The 22,394-nt window shown below is 63.1% G+C and carries 7 protein-coding genes; 2 read left to right on the forward strand and 5 right to left on the reverse strand.

All coding sequences use genetic code 11. The features are described from left to right. Window positions 1–53: 53 nt before the first annotated feature. Complete coding sequence (locus V2B23_RS02875) at window positions 54–14,228, forward strand: amino acid adenylation domain-containing protein (protein ID WP_430948926.1); 14,175 nt, start codon at window positions 54–56, stop codon at window positions 14,226–14,228. A gap of 4 nt (window positions 14,229–14,232) precedes the next feature. On the opposite strand, the gene V2B23_RS02880 is transcribed toward V2B23_RS02875, so the two are convergent. The 3 genes from V2B23_RS02880 to V2B23_RS02890 form a co-directional block, all read right to left on the reverse strand. Then, the gene (locus tag V2B23_RS02880; RefSeq protein ID WP_430948927.1) at window positions 14,233–15,060 is read right to left on the reverse strand and encodes a Ku protein; all 828 of its coding nucleotides are present in this window, start codon (window positions 15,058–15,060) and stop codon (window positions 14,233–14,235) included. Between the two features lie 82 nt (window positions 15,061–15,142). Next, a complete protein-coding gene (locus tag V2B23_RS02885; RefSeq protein WP_430948928.1) occupies window positions 15,143–15,490 on the reverse strand; it encodes a DoxX family protein in 348 nt (115 codons plus the stop codon). A gap of 51 nt (window positions 15,491–15,541) precedes the next feature. Next, entirely contained in the window at window positions 15,542–16,681 is a 1,140-nt protein-coding gene (locus V2B23_RS02890) for a lycopene cyclase family protein (RefSeq protein ID WP_430948929.1), read from the reverse strand. A gap of 158 nt (window positions 16,682–16,839) precedes the next feature. Between V2B23_RS02890 and V2B23_RS02895 the strand changes: the two genes are divergently transcribed. Further along, window positions 16,840–18,471, forward strand: a complete 1,632-nt coding sequence (locus V2B23_RS02895) for an ABC-F family ATP-binding cassette domain-containing protein (protein WP_430948930.1) — start codon at window positions 16,840–16,842, stop codon at window positions 18,469–18,471. Between the two features lie 60 nt (window positions 18,472–18,531). On the opposite strand, the gene V2B23_RS02900 is transcribed toward V2B23_RS02895, so the two are convergent. Both V2B23_RS02900 and acnA read right to left on the reverse strand, forming a co-directional pair. After that, complete coding sequence (locus V2B23_RS02900; RefSeq protein WP_430948931.1) at window positions 18,532–19,098, reverse strand: TetR/AcrR family transcriptional regulator; 567 nt, start codon at window positions 19,096–19,098, stop codon at window positions 18,532–18,534. A 140-nt stretch (window positions 19,099–19,238) separates the two neighbouring features. Further along, window positions 19,239–22,040, reverse strand: coding sequence for an aconitate hydratase AcnA (gene acnA, locus V2B23_RS02905; RefSeq protein WP_430948932.1), 2,802 nt, complete (start codon window positions 22,038–22,040; stop codon window positions 19,239–19,241). Window positions 22,041–22,394: the final 354 nt, after the last annotated feature.

A 22,394-nucleotide genomic window follows, 5' to 3' on the forward strand; every position in this document is an offset into this window, starting at 1 on the left:
GACTGGTGCGTTTTTGCTCGTGTGTCACGACTACTTCGTTCAAGGAGATCCGTGTGGAAGGTAGCCCCAATCGAGGAAGAATTTCCGATACTTTCCCGCTGTCCCCTTCACAACTTTCCTTACTCGTCGCGCAACAGCTGAGGCCCGAAATTCCGGTCACCATTGCGCAGTACGTCGATGTGGACGGACCGCTGGACATTGCAGAGCTGACCGCGGCGAGTAAGCAAACGGGACGTGAGATCGGATCGGGGTACCTCCGATTGGTCGAGGTGGACGGCACGCCTCGGCAGTGGCTCGACGTGAACATGGATGACCAGCTGGACGTGGTGGACCTGCGCGCAGAGCCCGATCCTGAAGCAGCAGCGCAGGATTGGATGCACCGCGAACACACCACCCCGATGGATCCCTTCGTCGATCGTCTGGTGCGGATGGCAGTTCTCGTGCTTGGGGAGGACCGTTACTACTGGTACAGCCGCATTCACCACGTCGCTCTCGACGGGTTCGGCGCGATGTCGATGATGAATCGCACAGCCGAGATCTACACCGCATCCGTTCGGAACGAACCGGTTCCCGAGCAGGAAACAGCGTCGCTCCCCGCTCTGGTCCAATCCGAATCCGACTACCTGGGTTCGACGCGTTGGAACCGCGATCGCGAGTACTGGAACACGAAGATGGCTGATCAGCCGTCCGGGACGTCACTGGCACGCAATACGGCACCAGCGCAGTCGTGGGCCCGGATCCGATCGGCGACTGTGCCTGCGGCGCTGCGAAACACAGTCGCAGACGTCGCGGACGCTCATGACGTGACCACCGCGTCAGTAGTGATCGGAGCCTTGGCCGCGTTCCTGGCTCGCACGATCGGCACCCGAGACGTGGTCCTGAGTATGCCCGTGTCCGGACGCACGACAAAGGCTGCCAGACGGTCGGGCGGAATGATGTCGAACGTTGTACCGCTGCGGGCGACGATCGACCCGAACCACTGCGTCGGTGACGTGCTCCGCGAGGTGAAACTGGAACTCACCGGCGCATTGCGGCATCAGAAGTATCGGCACGAGGATCTGCGACGAGATCTCAATGCGGGTACTGGAGCCATTGCCGATGGTCGAGGATTTCATGGACCACTGATCAATCTGATGCTGTTTCATTCCGGCATTACTCTTGGCGCCGCCACCGGTGAACTCCGGGTGATCTCGACGGGGCCGGTGGAGGATCTATCGGTCAACGTTTACCAGCCGTCCACCGCCGACATCCAGATAGATTTTGCGGCCAACCCGGATCTTTATACCGACGAGACCCTCACTGCCCACCATCGTGGGTTCCTCGATTTCCTCGAATTGTTCTGCGCCGCTGGTCCTGATACCCGATTGTCGGATATAGATTTTCACGGGGCGCGGAACTGGGTCGACAATGTTCGCCATTCGCAAAATATCGAATACTGGGCGCGGAAGCTCTCGACACCTGCAGAAGAATTGGGACTACCGGTGTCGGCGGACGGGATTCGCTCTCAGGCGCCCGTCGTCATCGAATCCGAGGTGTTCCGGTGTCTCGAGTCGATGGCCGCAGCGACGGATACGAGTGTGTTCGTGTTGCTGCAGGCCGCGATGGTTGGCCTCCTACGACGCCACGGTTCCGCTGAAGAAGTGTCAATCGGCGTATCGGTGCGCGGTTACGGTGCGCCGAGTCCCGACGATTTTGTATCGATGTTCGCTAATCAATTGGTCCTGAGAACCGAAGTGTCGACCTCCGCGACGCTCGCGGAATTGGTCGAACTCGTGGACGGTGTCATCGTCGAAGCCTTCGATCGTGCGGACACCCTGCTGACATCGGTCACGGCAGCCCTCGGGGACGGTCGCACGGTGGAGACCGGACCGTTGTTCCGGGCGATGCTCTGCTTCGACGAAGCACTCGACGCACACCCCAGGTTTCCCGGACTGATAGTAGGGGTGCCCATCGGGTCCGACATCGCGACCGACCCGGACCTTGTTGTCTCGCTGACAGTCCCGGCGGGCGGTCCCGCCAATGCAGACCGGACGATCACCGGGGTTGTGGACTGGCTCGGTTCGAAGCGAGCCGCCGAGGATCTCGCAGGCCGCTTCAACCGCATCCTGACCGCTTTGGTGACGACGCCTCGTTTGGCCTTGGGGGCCGTTGCGCTACTTCGAGCAGACGAGCGAGGTGCGCTCCTACCGGCGGTATCGGCGCCGATACCGGTGTGCACGCTGACCGACATTCTGGCAGGTCGAATCCGGGACCTGCCACACGCTGTTGCCGTCGTGTGCGGCACCGAGCGGATGTCGTATCGAACGCTGGACGAGCGATCGAACCGGCTGGCCCGCAAGCTGATCCAGGAGGGCGTGCGCTCCGAATCGCTTGTCGGCATCATGCTGACGAAGTCGCTCGACATGATCGTCGCCGTAGTTGCCGTATTGAAGGCCGGCGGTGCTTATCTCCCACTCGATCGTGCCCACCCGGCTGATCGGGTGAGTTTTGTGATCGACGACGCGAAGCCGGTGTGCATCATTTCCGACTTCGAGATTCCTGACGCGGTCGTGGTCGGCGTCGAATCCGCCGAATTCTCCGCGGGCGCTCTGGGCGAACTCTCGGGTTTTCACAGCGCCGACAACCTGGCCTACGTCATTTACACGTCGGGCTCGACCGGGAGGCCGAAAGGCGTCCCGGTCACGCACGCAGCGGTGATGCGACTGTTCGAGAACACACGCCGTGATTTCGGGTTCGACCACACGGATGTGTGGACGATGTTCCACTCGTTTGCCTTCGACTTCTCGGTGTGGGAATTGTGGGGAGCGCTGCTGAACGGCGGAACGCTGGTACTTGTCGACCACGACCTTTCGCGTGATCCCGATGCCTTCCGCGCCCTTGTCGCCGAAGAAGGCGTCACGGTGCTCAATCAGACACCCTCGGCGTTTCACCTGTACATCGAGGCGGACTCGCGTGCAGTGTCTCCGACCGCGCTCCGGTACGTGATCTTCGGCGGTGAAGCACTGGACCTGCGTCGCCTCGGACGCTGGTACGACAATCACAATGACGCGGCTCCGACTCTGGTCAACATGTACGGGATCACCGAAACGACGGTGCACGTCACTCGTTTCGAACTGGGCAGTGCACACGCGCGCTCGGCGGCCGGCAGCCAGATCGGTGACGCCATCGACGGACTTCGGGTCTACCTGCTCGACGACCACCTCTCACCTGTACCCGTAGGTGTCGCGGGGGAGATCTACGTAGCCGGCGGCCAGCTCGCTCGCGGTTACCTCGGGCGTCCGGACCTGACGGCGTGCAGGTTTGTGGCCGACCCGTTCAACGCCGGCGGAGGGCGGCTGTACCGATCCGGAGACCGGGCTCACTGGGTTGAACCCGGCCGGCTCGAGTACCTCGGCCGCGGTGACGCCCAAGTCAAGATTCGTGGCTTCCGGATCGAACTCGGTGAGATCGACGCCGTAATCCTCGGTGCTCCTGGAGTGAACGACGCCGTGACGGTGGTGGCACCCACACCGGCTGGTGACGTTCTGGTCACCTATGTGACCACCGCCGAAACCGTCGCCGCCCCGGCGCTCCGAGCCCATGCAGCCGGAATGCTCCCGACGTACATGATTCCCGACGCGTTCATGGTGATCGACGCAATTCCCTTGACCACCAACGGAAAACTCGATCGACGCAGCCTGCCGTCGCCGATCCTGGGGTCCCAGGCGGCGTTCCGGTCACCGACTACCGCGACCGAAATTGCCGTTGCCGCTGTTCTTGCCGACATTCTTGGCAGCGGCCCGCTCGGGCTCGACGACAATTTCTTCCATCTCGGCGGAAACTCATTGGCCGCGACGACGGTGGTTGCCCGGGTTGCCGAGGCAACGGGCGTGCGCATAGCGTTGCGGGCGCTGTTCGACCACCCGACCGTGTCCGGAATTGCCGCGAGCGTCGCACACGCAACTCAGACGCCAGACGGTGGTGCCCTGCGGGTTGAACAACGCCCGGAGACGCTACCGCTCGCGCCCGCACAGCAGCGACTGTGGTTCCTGGGGCGAGTGGCGCCGAAGTCGGGTGCGTACAACATTCCGTTTGCGATATCGCTGCGGGGCAACGTCGACACCGCTGCGCTGCAGCAGGCTCTTCTCGACGTCGTGACTCGGCACGAATCGCTGCGCACCGTGTTTCCACAACGCGGCGACCAGGCAGTTCAGGAAATCCTCGATCCCGGTGACAGCTTCGAGGCGCTGGAATCCATCGACGTCGAACCACGCTTGCTCGATACCCGGATCTTCGAATTTGCTTCGGCCGGTTTTGATCTGGTGCGTGAATCGTCGGCGCGGTTCCTGCTGATCCAGGTTTCCGGTACCGACGAATATGTCCTGGTGGTTGTCCTGCATCACATGGTGTCGGACGGTTGGTCGCTTGCTCCGCTTGCCGCCGATCTCACCGGCGCCTACGCATCCAGAGTTGCCGGCAACGCTCCGGTGTGGGATCCGCTTGCCGTCCAGTACGCCGATTACGCCCTGTGGCATCGTCGGCACCTTGGCGAAGTCGACGACCCGAATTCGCTTGCATCCGAACAGATTGTGTTCTGGACTCACCAACTCGCAGACGCGCCCGAACAACTTGATCTGCCGATCGATCGTCCTCGCCCGATCGAGCCGTCGCTGCGCGGTTCGCACGTGGATTTCAGGATCGATGCGTCCGCTCACCAGAAGCTGGCGACGCTCGCCGCAGGCCACGGAGCCACGCCATTCATCGCTCTGCACGCCTGTTTTGCGTTGCTCCTGGCCAAATACAGCGGTACGGACGACATCGTCGTCGGAACGCCGGTCGCGGGCCGAGGGGACAGATCTCTGGATCCGATTGTCGGCATGTTCGTCAACACACTCGCTTTGCGGACTGTCATAGATCGCGCCATGACGTTCCACGAGTACCTCGAGCAGGTCAGAAGCATCGACCTCGACGCTTTTGACAATGCCGACGTGCCGTTCGACGTTGTGGTGGACGCACTCGAACTCGATCGCTCGTCATCGCACAATCCGGTGTTCCAGGTGGCAATCACCTCGCGGATCGCGACCACCCAGACGGGCGAAATCGCCGGGATCTCGATGACGGCCCGCGCGGTCGACACCGGCCTCACCAAGTTCGACCTCGAATTGACGATCGCCGAACGGCACGAAGCCGCGGGCGAGGGGATCGCGAGACCAGACGGAATCGACGCCACACTCACCTTTTCCGCCGACCTGTTCGACGCGTCGACAATCGAAGCGATGGCCGAGAACTTCGTGACGCTCGTGGAGTCCGCAGTTCTGGACCCGACAACTCGAATCGGTGATCTTCACACGCTCAGTGCCGGTGACAGTGCCGTCGTACTGCCACGACGCGGTCAGATAGGGCTGCCCGATGCCACGTTGGCGCAGATTCTCGGCGTAACGGCGAAGGCGTATCCGGATCGGATTGCCGTCGACGACGGTGAGCGCGCACTGTCGTATCGCGAGCTCGACAGTGAATCCAATCGGATCGCTCGATATCTCATGGACCTGGGCGTCTGCGGCGAGGTACCGGTAGCGCTGGCAGTTGCGCGGTCGGTCGACTCGGTTCTTGCAGTGTGGGCAGTCGCCAAATCCGGTGGAGTCTTCGTTCCCGTCGACCCGCGGTACCCGGAAGATCGCGTCGCGCACATGCTCGAGGATTCCGGAGTGCGGATCGGCATCAGATCAGTCGCGGCCGCAGCAGGTGGCAGCGTTGCCGCGTGGATCGACTTCCGAGACCCGGACACCGCGGCAGAGGTCGCGGCGTACCCGGACTCACCGATCGGCCACGACGAGCACTCCACACCGACCACACCAGCGTCGGCGGCGTACATCATCTACACGTCCGGATCGACCGGCGTGCCGAAAGGCACCGTCGTCACGCACTCCGGATTGGCCAATCTTGCGCGGGAACAGCAGGATCGATATCGGATCACCGAGCATTCGCGGACGCTGCATTTTGCGTCACCGAGCTTCGACGGTGCCGTACTCGAACTTCTGCTCGCAGGGTCCACCGGCGCGACGATGGTGATCGCGCCGGCCGACATCTACGGCGGCGCCGCGCTCGGGAAGTTCCTTCGAACCAGTGCGGTGACACACGCCTTCATCACACCCGCAGCACTCGCGACGGTGGACCCCACCGGTGTCTGCGACCTCGAATGCGTTGTTGTCGGCGGCGACGTCTGCACTCCGGAACTCGTCGAGAGTTGGGGCCGGGGACGCCGATTACACAACGGGTACGGGCCTACCGAAACCACGGTGATGGTGGCGATCAGCGACCCGATCGACCCCGGTCAATCGATCACCATCGGCGGACCCATCCGCGGTGTCGACGCCGTCGTCCTGGACTCGCGGCTGCAACCGGTGCCGGTCGGCGGCGTCGGCGAGCTGTACATCGGTGGACCGGGGCTGGCTCGCGGATACCATCGCCGCGCCGGATTGACATCGGATCGATTTGTCGCACATCCATATTCGTCCGGCGGCGCACGCATGTACAGAACCGGCGACCTCGTTCGCTGGACCAAGGACCTCACACTTCGCTACGTGGGGCGCAGCGACCATCAACTCAAGATCCGCGGATTCCGCATCGAACTCGGCGAGATCGACGCCGCGTTGATGGAATCTCCGCTTGTACAGTTCGCGACAACCATCGCCGTCGAATCCTCCGTGGGGACGACTCTGGCGTCGTACGTGCTGTTCAGTGGCGAAAACAGCGGTACTGATGCTCTGTTCGGGTTGCTCGGGGAAACCTTGCCCCGCTACATGATTCCGTCGTCCATCACCCCCATCGACGCCATACCGCTGACGCCGGTAGGAAAGCTGGACCGCCGGGCGCTACCCGCGCCGGTCGCGCGTGAAATCCTCGGTGCCGGTCGCGCCCCGGAGCCGGGTCTGGAGCAGGCAGTAGCGGATGTCTTTGCAGCGCTTCTGGATGTGACCGGGGTGCAAGCAAGCGACAGTTTCTTCGATCTCGGTGGCAACTCGCTGATTGCCACGCAGGTCACCGCACGATTGACCGCCGCGACGGGCATCGCGGTGGAAGTGCGTTCGATCTTCGAGAACCCCACCGTCGAAGGTCTGGCACTGCGTCTGGCTTCGTGCGCCACGGCCTCGGACGATCGCCCGGCTCTCACGGCCGGTGTCCGCCCTGATCGGGTACCACTCTCGGCAGCGCAACAGCGCCTGTGGTTTGTCAACCGGTTCGATCCGGCGTCGTCCGCGTACAACATTCCGTTCTCGATCCGGATTTCCGGAGACGTGTCGGTCGAGGCGCTCGAAGCGGCATTGGCCGACGTCATCGCACGTCACGAAGCACTTCGAACCGTCTATGTCGACGACGCCGACGGTCCCGTTCAGATCGTTCGCTCATGGGCCGACGTGAATTTTGCGGTGGAGCAACGCGCCGACGACGCCGACACCGCGGCGGACGAGTTCACGGGTCGAGGCTTCGACCTTAGTGCGGACCTTCCGCTGCGGGCGCTGCTGGTAAGCGAAGGCCCGGACGTGCATCGTCTGGTGGTGGTTATCCACCACATTGCCTGTGACGGTTGGTCGTTGACCCCGTTTGCTGCGGATTTCATTGCGGCGTATTCGGCTCGCGCTGTGGGAGACTCACCGATTCTCATGCCGCTGGACGTGCAGTACGCCGATTACGCGCTGTGGCAGTACACGATTCTCGGCGATGCACACGATCCGGAAAGCTTGGTTTCTCGTGAGCTGAAATTCTGGACGGCGGCAATGGCAGGCGCGCCGGACGAATTGCTCCTGCCCAGGGATCGTCCACGAGGATCCGAGTCCACCACCGCGGTCGGTTCCGTCCCGATAGTTCTCGACGCCGATACGGGCGGGCGCATCGGCGATCTGGCCCGTGACTGTGGAACAACGCAGTTCATGGTCCTGCACGCGATGCTTGCCGTTGTTCTTGCACGTCTAGGCGCGACCGACGACGTGGTGATCGGAACTCCGGTTGCCGGCCGTGGGCGCCCCGAACTCGATGCGCTGATCGGAATGTTCGTCAACTCGTTGCCGCTGCGCACAGCGGTTGATCACCGGGCGTCGTTCACCGACCTGCTCGACGCTGTACGCGAGGGCGACCTCGCAGCATTCGAACACGCCGATCTACCCTTCGACGTGTTGGTGGACGCACTTGATCTCGACCGGTCGACGCCGCGTCATCCGGTGTTCCAGGTCATGCTGTCCTACCATCAGAATCTTGGGTCTCCGCAGGTGAGCGTGCATGGCGTCCATTTGCATGCGGAGCCACTCGAACCTGCGGTCGCGAAATTCGATCTCGAACTGACGCTCGTGGCGGGTGATTCCGAGAACCCGGAGATCACCGGCTCCCTTCGTTTCGCGCACGCCTTGTTCGACGAGGACACGGCAGCTCGGATTGCCGCACGGTTCGAGTCGGTAGCGCTGGCCGTAATCGCCGATCCGAGTACCACGATCGCTGATATCGAACTGCTCACAGCAGACGAGCGCGCGTCGCTGATGCCGGTTCGCGGACCGGCGTGGGTCGGTTCGCGCACCTTGGCGGACATCTTCACTCAGTCTGCAACGGAGGCCGGAAATTCGGTTGCGCTCCGATCGGGCAATGTGACCGTGCGCTACCGCGAACTGTATTCCCGAGCGTCAGCGGTGGCGCATCGGTTGACCACGGAGGGAATCGGCGCCGAAGACATTGTGGCGATAGCGATTCCGCGTTCCGTGGACTCGATTGTCGCGCTGTGGGCTGTGGCATTGACCGGTGCGGCCTTCGTGCCCGTCGATCCGCGATATCCGGCTGATCGAATCCTGCACATGCTCACCGATTCCGGGGCGTCACGCGGATTGACGACAACATCTGTGTGTGGGTCGCTTCCACGATCTGTGCCGTGGTTGACAATGGATGAGATTGCCGCTTATTCGCGCGAACTGGTGGTTCCGGCAGCACCTATCCGAGCCGACAACCTCGCGTACATCATCTACACGTCGGGCTCGACGGGTAAACCCAAGGGCGTCAGCGTTACTCATCGCGGTCTGAGTGCGCTGGCCGAAGAACAATCGCAGCGATACGGCATCTCCGCATCCTCACGGACCTTGCATTTTTCGTCACCGAGCTTCGACGCCTCCGTCCTCGAACTACTGCTCGCCGTCGATACCGGCGCCACGATGGTGATTGCCTCACCCGATGTGTACGGCGGCCAGGATCTGGCTGAGCTCATCGCCGGTGAAGGCGTCACGCACGCCTTCATCACACCGGCAGCGCTTGCCTCGGTCGATCCCACCGGACTTGACGTGCTCCAATCGATCGTTGTCGGCGGCGAAGCGTGCCCGCCCGAACTGGTGCAGCGATGGGCGCCGGGGCGCCGGTTGTTCAACGGCTACGGACCCACCGAAACCACGGTCATGGTGTGCATCAGTGACGCGTTGGCAGTGGGGGAGCCGGTCACTATCGGCGGACCGGTCCGCGGAGTGTCGGCTGTTGTTCTCGACGGATCCGGAAATCCGGTGCCCGTCGGTGTGACGGGGGAGCTCTACATCGCTGGTCTCGGACTGGCCCGCGGATACCACGGTCAGCCTGCGCTGACCGCATCGCGATTTGTGGCGGCGCCGTTCGGTCCCAGTGGATCTCGTATGTACCGGACCGGTGACCTGGTGCGATGGACTACCAGTGGAACGATCGACTACGTCGGACGGTCCGATCATCAGGTGAAGGTTCGCGGATTCCGCATCGAACTCGGCGAAATCGATTCGGTTCTCAGCAGCCACCCCGGCGTCGAATTTGCCGTGACCGTCGGTGTGGACGGGCCGGGCGGCGAGACGATTTTGGCGTCGTACGTGGTGCTGTCCACGGAAACAGTTGCGGCGGAAGAACTTCTGAGCCACGCGCGCCGGTCCCTGCCGGCGTTCATGGTGCCCTCGGCGATCACTCCGATCGGCCGCGTTCCGCTCACCCCCGTCGGAAAGCTGGACCGCGCCGCACTACCGGCACCGGTACTGGGCATGATCGAGCGAACGGTGGCGCCTCTGGTCACCGCCACCGAACTGGTGGTCGCCGACGCGTTCGGAGAACTGCTGGGTACCGAGGACCTTGGCGGCCTGGACAATTTCTTCGATCTCGGCGGCAACTCACTGCTCGCGACCAGGCTGGTTGCGCGTCTCGGTGAATCACTGGGCCGCCACGTTCCGGTCCGCGTGCTGTTCGAACACCCCTACGTCCGAGACCTGGCAGCTGCACTGGATTCAACGGCATCGGTCCAGGCACTGCCGCCGATCACTGTCAGCGAGCGACCCGAGCGAATTCCACTGTCGTACGCGCAATCACGCATCTGGTTCCTCAACCAACTTGATCCGGCTTCACCCGCGTACAACGTTCCGGCGGCAATCTCACTCGACGGCAGCCTCGACGTGCCAGCTCTCGAATCTGCGGTGTTGGACGTGATCGAGCGTCACGAGATCTTGCGAACGGTCTTCCCCGACTCCGGTACCGGGCCGCATCAGGTGGTGCAGCGCAACGTCACCGCGGTGGAATTCGAGACGGAGGGCGCCCGTGGGTGGGTGTCGATTGCCGCCGAATTTGCTGCTCGCGGGTTCGATGTCACCTCCGAAGCACCCATCCGCGCACTACTGATGGAGACCGCCCCGGATCGTCATACTCTTGTCATCGTCGTGCACCACATCGCCGCTGACGGTTGGTCCGTCGCGCCTTTGATGAGGGACGTGCTCACCGCCTACATTGCGCGATGCTCCGGACAGGCTCCGCACTTCACACCCCTTGACGTGCACTACGCAGACTTCGCCCTGTGGCAGCGCCAGGCGCTCGGCGCTGTGGACGACCCGGTAAGTGTGCTCGGCGCACAAGCGTCGTATTGGCGGGAAACCTTGCGCGGTGCACCCGAGTTGATCGATCTTCCCGTTGATCGGCCGCGCCCGCTCGCTCAATCGCTGGCCGGTGCGCACGTCACCGTCACGCTGCCGTCGCACATTCGCGCTGCGGTGGACGTTCTTGCCGGATCGAACGCTGCCACACCGTTCATGGTGTTGCAGGCGGCATATGCCGTGCTGCTGTCTCGTGTGAGCCGCAGCAGCGACATCGTGATCGGCTCACCGGTCGCCGGTCGCGGCCACCGAGTTCTCGACGATCTGGTCGGAATGTTCGTCAACACCGTCGGACTGCGCACGATTGTCGATCCCGCAGCGACCTTCGTCGACGTACTACGCACTGTTCGCACCGTTGATCTGGACGCCTTTGCCCACACGGACATTCCGTTCGAGCAGGTTGTGGAGGTTGTTGCGCCGACGCGTACTACCGACCGCCATCCGTTGTTCCAGACGATGTTCTCCTTCCACGCCGCACATCAGGTGGCGTGGGAACTGCCCGGACTGAGCATCCGCGCCGAGGAGATCACGCCCGACGTCGCGAAGTTCGATCTGCAATTCACGGTCGTGGAACAGACGGAAGACGAGGGTAACGGCTACACCGCGTCCCTGACCTATGCAACGGATCTGTTCGACGCAGATACCGCCGCGTCGTTTGCAGCGATGCTGGAGACGTTGATCGCCGAGGTGGCTGCGGATCCGACCGTTGTCGTCGGCGACGTGGACCTCCTCGGACCGAATGAGTCCTGTGCTTTGCGCGGTGATCCGGCCACCCACCCCATGACGCTGCCGCAGCTTCTTGCCCGAGCCGCGTCCGATCCGCTGGCTCTGGCGGTGATCGACGTGGCGGGGTCCGACGCGCTGACGTACGGCGAACTCGATCGCCGATCCGACGCACTGTGCCGCGTGTTGGTCGAGCGTGGCGCTGCCCCGGAAACGATTGTTGCGATTGCACTTCCGCGTTCCGTCGACTACGTGATCGCAGTGTGGGCTGTAGCCAAGACCGGTGCGGCGTTCCTGCCTGTCGATCCGGCGTATCCGGTCGAACGCATCGAACACATGCTTCGCGACAGCGGGGCCGTTCTCGGACTGACAGCCGGTGACTATGTCGCCGACCTGCCGGACACTTCGCGGTGGGTGACACTCGAGTCACTCGACCTCGCCGAAAGCAGTGCAAACGTGCGTCCGGTGTCGCTCGAAGTCGATCACCCGGCCTACCTGATCTACACGTCCGGTTCCACCGGAAAACCGAAGGGCGTGTTGGTCACCCACGCGGGACTGGCAGCTTTTGCGGAGGAACAGCGCGAGCGATTCGGCGTGAGCGCTGATTCCCGCACCCTGAGTTTTGCCTCTCCCAGCTTCGACGCATCGGTTCTCGAACTGCTGCTTGCCGTCGGCGCAGGTGCAACCATGGTGATTGCGCCGCCGACGGTGTACGGCGGCGCCGAACTGCGAGATGTCATGGAGCGCTGCGCTGTCACTCACGCGTTTGTCACCCCCGCAGCCCTGGCGACGGTTGATCCCAGCGGACTCGACCAGCTCGACGTTGTGATCGTGGGCGGCGATACCTGCTCAGCCGAGCTTGTATCCCAGTGGGCCCCACGGCGACGGATGTTCAACGCCTACGGTCCGACCGAGGCCACGGTCGCGGTCACGATCAGCGACGCGTTGACCGTCGGGGATTCGGTGTCGATTGGTGGCCCGATCCGGGGCGTCGACGCGCGTGTTCTCGACTCGCGCCTGCACTCGGTGCCCGGGCGACTCGTCGGTGAGTTGTATGTCGGTGGGGCCGGACTCGCACGGGGATACCTCGGTAGTCCCGCGTTGACGGCAACACGGTTTGTTGCCGATCCACACGGCCAGGCAGGGACGCGGATGTACCGCACCGGCGATCTGGTGCGCAGCGACCGCGGTGGTTCGTTGAGCTACCTCGGACGCGTCGACCATCAGGTCAAGGTGCGCGGATTCCGTATCGAGCTGGGGGAAATCGACACGGTCGTGGCGTCGGAACCCTCGGTCCGCGCAGCCATCACGGCCGTCGTGGGGGCCGGCGGTGATTCGAGGATAGTGTCGTACGTCGTCCCTGCCGTCGGCGGAAGTATTGATTCGGCAGCGTTGCGCCGACATGCCGCCCGCTTGTTGCCGACGCACATGGTGCCGTCCGCCTTCGTGACGATCGACTCGATCCCGACGTCGCCGGCAGGCAAACTCGATCGCTCCGCGCTCCCGACCCCCACGTGGGACGACGACGGCGGGCGCAGACCGGAAGGTTCCGCCGAGATCGCTCTGTGCGCGGCGTTCGCCGAGGTACTCGAACTCGACGTCGACGTAGTCCACGCAGATTCGAGCTTCTTCGATCTCGGGGGAAACTCGTTGATGGCAACACGTCTGGTGGCTGCGATCGAGGCGAGAACCGGCAGCGCCGTTCCCGTCGGTTGGTTGTTCTCGGATCCGACACCGGAGGCACTGGCCCGCAAGGTTGCCGACGCAGACGCGTCCGAGCCGGATGCATCAGCACTGTCGATTCTGCTGCCTATCCGAACGTCAGGGGACGCGGAACCGCTGTTCTGCATCCACCCCGCGATCGGCCTGGCCTGGTGCTACGGCGGGTTGGCTCCGTATGTCGATCCGGCCCGGCCGCTGTACGGTCTGCAGTCGCCGATCCTCACGGACCCGGAATTCCGGGCAGAGATGATCGAAGATTTTGCGGCGCGCTATGTCGCGGACATCCGCCGAGTCCAGCCGCACGGTCCGTATCACCTACTCGGATGGTCGATCGGGGGACTGATCGCGCACGCTGCTGCCGTGCAGCTGCAGGCATTGGGGGAGAGCGTTGCCGAACTGGTCTTGTTGGACAGTTTTGTGCTCGAGGATCCGACAATGGACGGCGCACAGCCCACACTCGCGGAATTGGTCGCGGGGCTGGGGATAGCGGTCCCTGATGCGGTGGAGTTGACGCCCGCAGCTGCGGAAGCGTTACTACGCCGAAGTATCGGGGATCATCCGTTGGCCTCGAGCAAAACAATCGAGCGACTGTACGACGAGTACTGCGCCGGGGCTGACCTTGCGCATCGGTATCGCCCCGGCAGATTCGACGGTGATCTGCTGTTCTTCTCGGCACAGACGGACACCTTCGATCCACTGCGGACTGCGTCGGCGTGGCGACCGTTCATATCCGGCGTGATCGTGGACCGTCCGGTTCCCACCTCGCACGCGGACATGTTCACCGGCGCCGGGCTAGCAGCGATCGGGCCCGCGGTGAAACTGGCCGTCGCTTCGGGTGGTGGTCGCAGCGCCGACGTCGACGCCGAACTGGATGCCTTGATCGACGAACAGGACATTCGGCAGTAGGTGCTCAGGCGCGCTTGCGGGTCTTGGTCTTCGACGCGTTGGATTTAGCCTCGTCGACGCTTCGCTGCAGTGCTGCCACCAGATCGACGACGTCGGCGTCCTCGCCGCCTTGTTCGACCTCGGCTGCAGGGATGACCTTCTTGCCGCCGCTCTCGATCATGTTCTCGAGCAGTTCGCGAAGCTGAAGTTGGTAGTCGTCGGTGAATTCGGTCGGGTCGAAATCGCCCGCCATGCTGTCCACCAGCGTCTGTGCCATCTTGAGTTCCTTCGGCTTCGGCTTCTCCGCGCCGTCGAGCGAGGGGAACTCGGCAGCGCGAACCTCGTCCGGCCACAGCAGGGTCTGAATTACCAGGACGCCGTCCCGGGCGCGCAACGCCGCCAGCCGCGTTTTCTGTCGGAGCGTGAAGTGGACGAGCGCTGTGCGATCGCTCTCCGTCAGCACCGTCGAGAGAAGGACGTAGGCCTTGGGCGATGCAGAGTCAGGTTCGAGAAAGTAACTCTTCTCGAAAAGGATGGGATCGATCTGCTCGTTCGCGACAAACTCGAGCACCGGAATTTCATGCTTTTCCGCAGCCGGCAGCTTCGTGAAATCCTCGTCGGTCAGAACAACACGCGAACCGTCTTCGGCGTCGTACGCCTTGTCGATATCGGCGAATTGCACGGTGTTTCCACACTCCGAGCACACGCGGTTGTATTTGATCCGGCCGCCGTCCTTGGCGTGGACCTGATGAAACTTGATGTCGTGATCTTCTGTTGCGGAGTACACCTTGACCGGAACATTGACCAGACCGAACGCTATCGAGCCTTTCCAAATCGATCGCATGGTTCCCATGATGGTCGCTACAGCGCAATTGCGCGAGAGAAAGCAATGGGTGCGATGTCGAATTGTTGTTCGCGATCACCGCGTCGGCGGGTCAGGACGACGCGATACGCAGCACCAAGGCGGCAACGGCGAGGAGTCCGAGCATCGCGGGAGGCACGATGTTCTGGTCGCCGGATCGCAGGTGAGCGACGACGGCGCCGACGAAATACAGGATCAGCCCGATGGCAGCGGCGATGCCGATTGCCGGCACCACAAGCCCGACGAGCAGACCGACGATGCCGACCAGCTTGATGACGCCGAGTCCGGGAATCCATTCTTCGGGAACGCCCAATCCGGTCAGAGTGTCGACCAGTTTTTCTTCGCGCGTGATGTCGAGATAGGCAGATCCGGCGAGAGTGGCAGTCAGAATCACGGCAACGACGGCATAAAGAACGAACAAGGAAACTCCAGTGATCGGTCGGGCGATATGTAGTGACGCTATCAATGACCGTTATTTCGTCCGCAACGCCAAAAGCGGCGCTACCGTCAATGTTCGTCTGACCCGCCACGGTGAGGCTGCGAACAATGACGTCATGACCTTTGCCGTAGCGGCCGAATCGCGGCGATCCGACAGATAGGCCTGTTGCTGCTCGACGGGCAGCGCAAAGAACGTCGCAAAGAAGGCCTCGACGTCACCAGGCTCGAGGGTGAGAAGCGCGCTCAGTCCCACTCGCCGTAGCGCTGCGACGCCTCGTGCCGATCGCGGCCACAAAGCACGCTGAGGGTCGTCGCCGCGGGCAATCGCCGACGCAACACCGTCTGCTTCGTTCAACGCTGTGGCGACGCTGTACCCGGTGCCTGGATGCATCAGTCCGCCGCGTGCGCCGAAACGGAAAGGATCACCGCGCCGACCAGGTGGCGATTCCACAGCGAATCGGACACGTTCGACGGGGGCGTCTTCCGCAGGGGTGACGCCGCGATTGCCGAGCCGACTGTGCAGCCGCCGTTTCAGCTCGGCCAGCGGCAGGGGTGGCCGACCCACAAGACACGTCTCCTCGAGGAGCGTCCGGTCGGCGTCGAGGGGGACGGCGTAAAGGAAAGACGGCTCCGCGCTTTTCGGGGTTCCGTTGTCGCGTCGCCAGTCCATGAACCAGGCTGCGTTGCCGTCGAGTGCGGGCTCAGCGGCGGCGGGATCGAGCACGATTCCGAAGGCGGTTTGCTGTGCCGTTCGGGGAGTTGGAGTTGTTCCGCGGGCGTCGACCACGACCTGTGCGCTGACACGGGTTCCGTCGGAGCAGATGATCGAGTTGGCGGTCAGATGAGTGACTTTGGTAGCTATGAACTGCGTAGATCCGGTCGACAGTATTGATTGCAGTAGCGATGTATTCAATACACAGTAAGTGCGGTCGAGCGTTACGGGTCGCTGCGCCCACGCCGACGGGCGAGCGATACGACTGGAAATGGCCGCGTCCGGCAACCACGTCGGAAGCTCGTCGAGCCAGGCCGCGTACGTTGCCGTCCACGCTCGCGCGGGGTGGGGATCGACCAGAATGACCGACAGATTGTGGGCGACGCATCTCGTCGCCAGCGCCCGCCCGGCCGGCCCGCCGCCCACGATGACGACGTCTGCGTCGGTAGTTCGGGTTGTCATCCTCCGAGGATTCCATCTACATCGCGGATCTCCCACTGTTAGCGGATTCACACGCCGCTGGTCGGAGATGGCCCCAGCTCACGGTAAAATTGGAAGTTCTTGTGTCTGCCGTCAGGACACGTTTGCCCGTAGTTGTCTTTAGTTCTGAGGAGTTCTGCTTGATTACCGCCACTGACCTCGAAGTTCGTGCCGGTGTCCGCACCCTTCTCACGGCGCCCGGTCCGTCCTTGCGAATTCAGCCCGGTGATCGCATCGGTCTGGTCGGCCGTAACGGTGCCGGCAAGACCACCACGCTGCGTCTCCTCGCCGGTGAAGGTGAGCCGTACGCGGGCAAGGTCGTCCGGACCGGTGACCTCGGCTACCTGCCGCAGGACCCCAAAGAGGGCGACCTGAGCATCCTGGCCAAGGATCGCGTCCTCTCTGCCCGCGGACTCGACACGATGCTCCGCGACATGGAGAAGCAGCAGATTCTCATGGGCGAGGTTCTCGACCAGGAATCACAGGACAAGGCCGTCAAGAAGTACGGCCAGCTCGAAGACCGCTTCTCCTCCCTGGGCGGTTACGAAGCCGAGAGTGAAGCTGCGCGCATCACCAGCAGCCTCGGTCTCGAAGATCGCATCCTCGGCCAGCCGCTCAGCACGCTGTCCGGTGGTCAGCGTCGACGCGTCGAATTGGCTCGAATTCTCTTTGCCGCATCCGACGGCAGCGGGGCGCGCTCGGACACGACTCTGCTCCTCGACGAGCCCACCAACCACCTCGACGCCGACTCCATCACGTGGCTGCGCGGATTCCTCCAGAACCACGAGGGTGGCCTCGTGGTCATCAGTCACGATGTGGATCTGCTCAACGACGTCGTCAACCGTGTCTGGTTCCTCGACGCCGTGCGCAGTGAAGCCGACATCTACAACATGAACTGGAAGAAGTACCTCGACGCCCGTGCAACGGACGAGCAGCGTCGACGCCGCGAGCGCGCAAACGCCGAGAAGAAGGCCGGCGCTCTGCGCATCCAGGCAGCCAAGATGGGTGCCAAGGCAACCAAGGCTGTTGCCGCCCAGAACATGGCAAAGCGCGCAGACAAGTTGATGGCAAACCTCGATGCCGAGCGCGTGTCCGACAAGGTCGCGAAAATCCGTTTCCCCGAGCCCGCAGCGTGCGGCAAGACGCCGCTCATGGGCAAGAACCTCACGAAGGTGTACGGATCACTCGAAATCTTCACGGGCGTCGACCTGGCGATCGACCGCGGGTCCCGCGTCGTCATCCTCGGCCTCAACGGTGCCGGCAAGACCACCCTGCTGCGCATCCTCGCGAACGCTGAGAAGGCCGATGCCGGTGAGCTGATCGCGGGTCACGGACTCAAGATCGGTTACTTCGCGCAGGAGCACGACACCCTCGACGACAACGATTCGGTGTGGGAGAACATCCGTCACGCCGCACCGGACACGGGGGAGCAGGAACTGCGTTCGCTCCTCGGTGCATTCATGTTCACAGGCCCGCAGCTCGAACAGCCGGCAGGCACGCTTTCCGGTGGTGAGAAGACCCGTCTGGCACTGGCCGGCCTCGTGTCGTCCGCTGCCAACGTCCTGCTGCTCGACGAGCCCACCAACAACCTCGACCCGATCTCCCGCGAGCAGGTCCTGGACGCGCTCCGCAGCTACACCGGCGCCGTTGTCCTGGTGACTCACGATCCGGGCGCGGCTGAGGCCCTCAACCCCGAGCGCGTCATCCTTCTGCCCGACGGCAACGAGGATCACTGGTCGCAGGAATACCTCGAGCTGATTCAGCTGGCGTAAACGCCAGTGCGCCTTTCTGGTAGTTCCCACTACCAGAAAGGCGCACGGGAGCTCCGCCCCTCAATCCCGTCGACGCACCGATTCCTCGACCAGATCGAGGACAGCCGAGAGATTGTTGCCGGCATGGCCCGACGCGATTCGGGCCACCAGACCGTCCATCACCAAATCGAGATAGCCGATCAGTACGTCGGTGGGTACGTCGTCGCGCAACCGCCCTGCAGATTTCTGAAAGGCCAGACGGGCGCTTGTTGCTTCCGTGAGTTCGGCCGACCGGTGTGACCATTTGGCGCGGAAATCCGCATCGTTCCGCAGTCGCCGGGCAATTTCCAAGCGCGTGCCCAGCCAATCGAATTGGTCGGGTTGGGCGAGCATATCGCGCATTACCTGCACAAGGCCCTCTTCGGCGACGACGTCAGCCATGCGGCTCGCGTCCTCGCTCGCCAACGCAAGGAAAAGTCCGTCCTTGTCCTTGAAGTGATGAAAGATCGCGCCTCGGGACAACCCGGTGACTTCTTCCAGTCTTCTGACCGTGGCGCCGTCGTAGCCGTATTCCGCAAAGCAGCGGCGGGCACCGTCAAGGATCTGACTGCGCCGTGCCGCGAGGTGGTCTTCACTGACCTTGGGCACGTTCTTGTCCTCGTCTCGCGCATCTCGACGATGCCGACTCCTTCTTCGGAGTTGACATCACCCGTGAACCGATACCAAACGCACACGGCGGACTCAGCAAGGTCGCTGAGTCCGCCGTGCGGAAAAGGCAGGCTGGCGAACTAGCCTCGGATCATGTTGCGGAGCACGTACTGCAGGATGCCACCGTTGCGGTAGTAATCCGCTTCACCGGGGGTATCGATGCGTACGACTGCGTCGAACACGACCTTCTCGCCGTTCTCGCGCGTTGCCGTGACCTTCATGGTCTTCGGGGTGACGCCCTCGTTGAGCTTCTCGACGCCTTCGATGTCGAAGGTCTCGGTGCCGTCGAGCTTGAGCGACCCTGCGGACTCGCCGACCGGGAACTGCAGCGGGACAACGCCCATGCCGATGAGGTTGGAGCGGTGGATGCGCTCGAACGACTCGGTGATGACGGCCTTGACGCCGAGCAGGCTGGTGCCCTTGGCTGCCCAGTCACGCGAGGATCCGGAGCCGTACTCCTTGCCGCCCAGGACGACCAGCGGGATGCCGGCTGCCTGGTAGTTCTGCGACGCGTCGTAGATGAATGCCTGCGGTGCGCCTTCCTGCGTGAAGTCGCGGGTGTAACCACCGGAGACGTCGTCGAGGAGCTGGTTGCGCAGACGGATGTTCGCGAACGTTCCGCGAATCATGACCTCGTGGTTACCGCGACGCGATCCGAGCGAGTTGTAATCCGCACGCTCGACGCCATGGGAGTCGAGGTACTGCGCGGCGGGGGTGCCGACCTTGATCGGACCTGCCGGGCTGATGTGGTCGGTGGTGACCGAGTCGCCGAGCAGCGCGAGGACGCGAGCGCCCTTGATGTCCTTGACCGGAGCCGGATCCATCGTCATGCCGTCGAAGTAGGGTGGCTTCCGCACGTAGGTGGAGTTCGCGTCCCACTCGAAGGTGTCACCCTTCGGGGTTTCGAGGTTCTGCCAGCGGCTGTCGCCCGCAAAGATCGTTGCGTACGACTTGCGGAACATGTCCTGATCGATCGAGGACTTGATGGTGTCTTCGATTTCCTGCGTGGACGGCCAGATGTCCTTGAGGTAGACGGGGTTTCCGTCGGTGTCGTTACCGAGCGAATCGGTCTCGAAGTCGAAGTCCATGGTTCCGGCGAGACCGTAGGCGATTACCAGCGGCGGGGAAGCCAGGTAGTTCATCTTGACGTCGGGGGAGATGCGACCCTCGAAGTTACGGTTACCCGAGAGCACCGCGGTGACCGAGAGATCGTTGTCGTTGATGGCCTTCGAGACTGCCTCGGGCAGCGGGCCGGTGTTACCGATGCACGTGGTGCAGCCGTAACCACCGAGGTAGTAGCCGAGCTTCTCGAGGTACGGCCACAGGCCGGCCTTCTCGTAGTAGTCGGTGACAACCTGCGAACCGGGAGCCATGTTGGTCTTGACCCACGGCTTGGTGGCAAGGCCCTTTTCGACGGCGTTGCGTGCGAGCAGTGCAGCGCCGAGCATGACCGACGGGTTGGACGTGTTGGTGCAGGACGTGATGCCGGCAACAACGACGGCGCCGTGGTCGAGAACGAACTCACCGGCGTCGGACTTGACGACAACCGGCTTGCTCGGACGGCCCTGTGCACCGTTCGCGGCCGAGAGAACGTTGACCGCTCCGTCGTCAGCGAAGGAGAGCACCGCGGGATCGGAAGCGGGGAAGGACTCTTCGACGGCCTCGTCGAGCTGCGTGTGCTCGGTCGGCTGGTTGTCTTCCACGTAGTTGTGGATGTCCTTGCGGAACGCAGGCTTGGAGTCCGACAACAGGATTCGGTCCTGCGGGCGCTTCGGGCCGGCGATCGAGGGAACAACGGTTCCCAGATCCAGCTCGATGTACTCGGAGAAGACGGGCTCCTGATCCGGGTTGTGCCACAGGCCCTGTTCCTTGGCGTACGCCTCGACGAGAGCGAGCTGCTCGTCGCTGCGGCCGGTGAGGCGCAGGTACTCGATGGTTTCGCCGTCGATCGGGAAGATCGCTGCGGTGGAACCGAATTCGGGGCTCATGTTGCCCAGGGTTGCGCGGTTCGCGAGCGGAACCTCGGCGACACCCTTGCCGTAGAACTCGACGAACTTGCCGACGACGCCGTGCTTACGGAGCATCTCGGTGGCGGTGAGCACGACGTCGGTTGCGGTGACGCCGGGCTTGATCTCACCCGAGAGCTTGAAGCCGACAACGCGGGGGATGAGCATGGAGACGGGCTGGCCGAGCATTGCTGCCTCGGCCTCGATGCCGCCGACGCCCCAGCCGAGCACGCCGAGGCCGTTGACCATCGTGGTGTGCGAGTCGGTGCCGACGCAGGTGTCGGGGTATGCCTGTCCGTTACGGGACATGACGGTGGGTGCCAGGTACTCGATGTTGACCTGGTGAACGATGCCCATTCCCGGGGGGACGACCTTGAAGTCGTCGAATGCGCCCTGGCCCCAACGGAGGAACTGGTAACGCTCGCCGTTGCGCTCGTATTCGAGGTCGACGTTGCGCTCGAGCGCGTCGGCCTGGCCGAAGACGTCGAGGATGACCGAGTGGTCGATGACCATGTCGGCGGGGGAGAGCGGGTTGACCTTGTTGGGGTCGCCGCCGAGGGTGGTGACAGCCTCACGCATGGTGGCGAGGTCGACGATGCAAGGAACGCCGGTGAAGTCCTGCATGATCACGCGGGCAGGCGTGAACTGGATTTCGATGCTCGGCTCGGCTGAGGGATCCCAGCTTGCAATGGCGCGGATGTGATCCGCGGTGATGTTGGCACCATCTTCGGTGCGGAGAAGGTTCTCGGCGAGAACCTTCAAGGAATAGGGCAATTTTTCGGTGCCGGGGACGGCTGCAAGGCGGAAGATCTCGTAAGAGTTCTCACCGACCTCGAGGGTTCCCTTTGCTCCGAACGAATCAATACTGGTGCTCACGTCTGCTCCACTCGTCTATGAGGGTCGCCACCGACGGGGCTGTGTCGGCAGCTGAAGCGAGGTACATACACCTCGGCGTATCCAGCGACAGCTCACGCCAATCGCACAGTTCACGTGAGAACTGTCCGAACATCGGAGCTGAAGTGGACTCGGTCGAGGCGAGGTACCTCTCGGTCTGAAGTCTAACAGTACGCTTGTCCTGTGAGACTTCGGGGCAACTTGACCGAACCAATCTTCACGCAGTCTCAGGACCTGCGCAACGCAGGGTGGACTGGGTGAGCTGACCCACAACAGATTGCTCGCAGTGGCGAAGAGACGCGGGATTCGCGCTCAACCTCAAGTAGGGTGCATTCA

This window comes from Rhodococcus sp. 24CO, from assembly GCF_050586165.1.
Lineage (GTDB): Bacteria > Actinomycetota > Actinomycetes > Mycobacteriales > Mycobacteriaceae > Rhodococcus_F.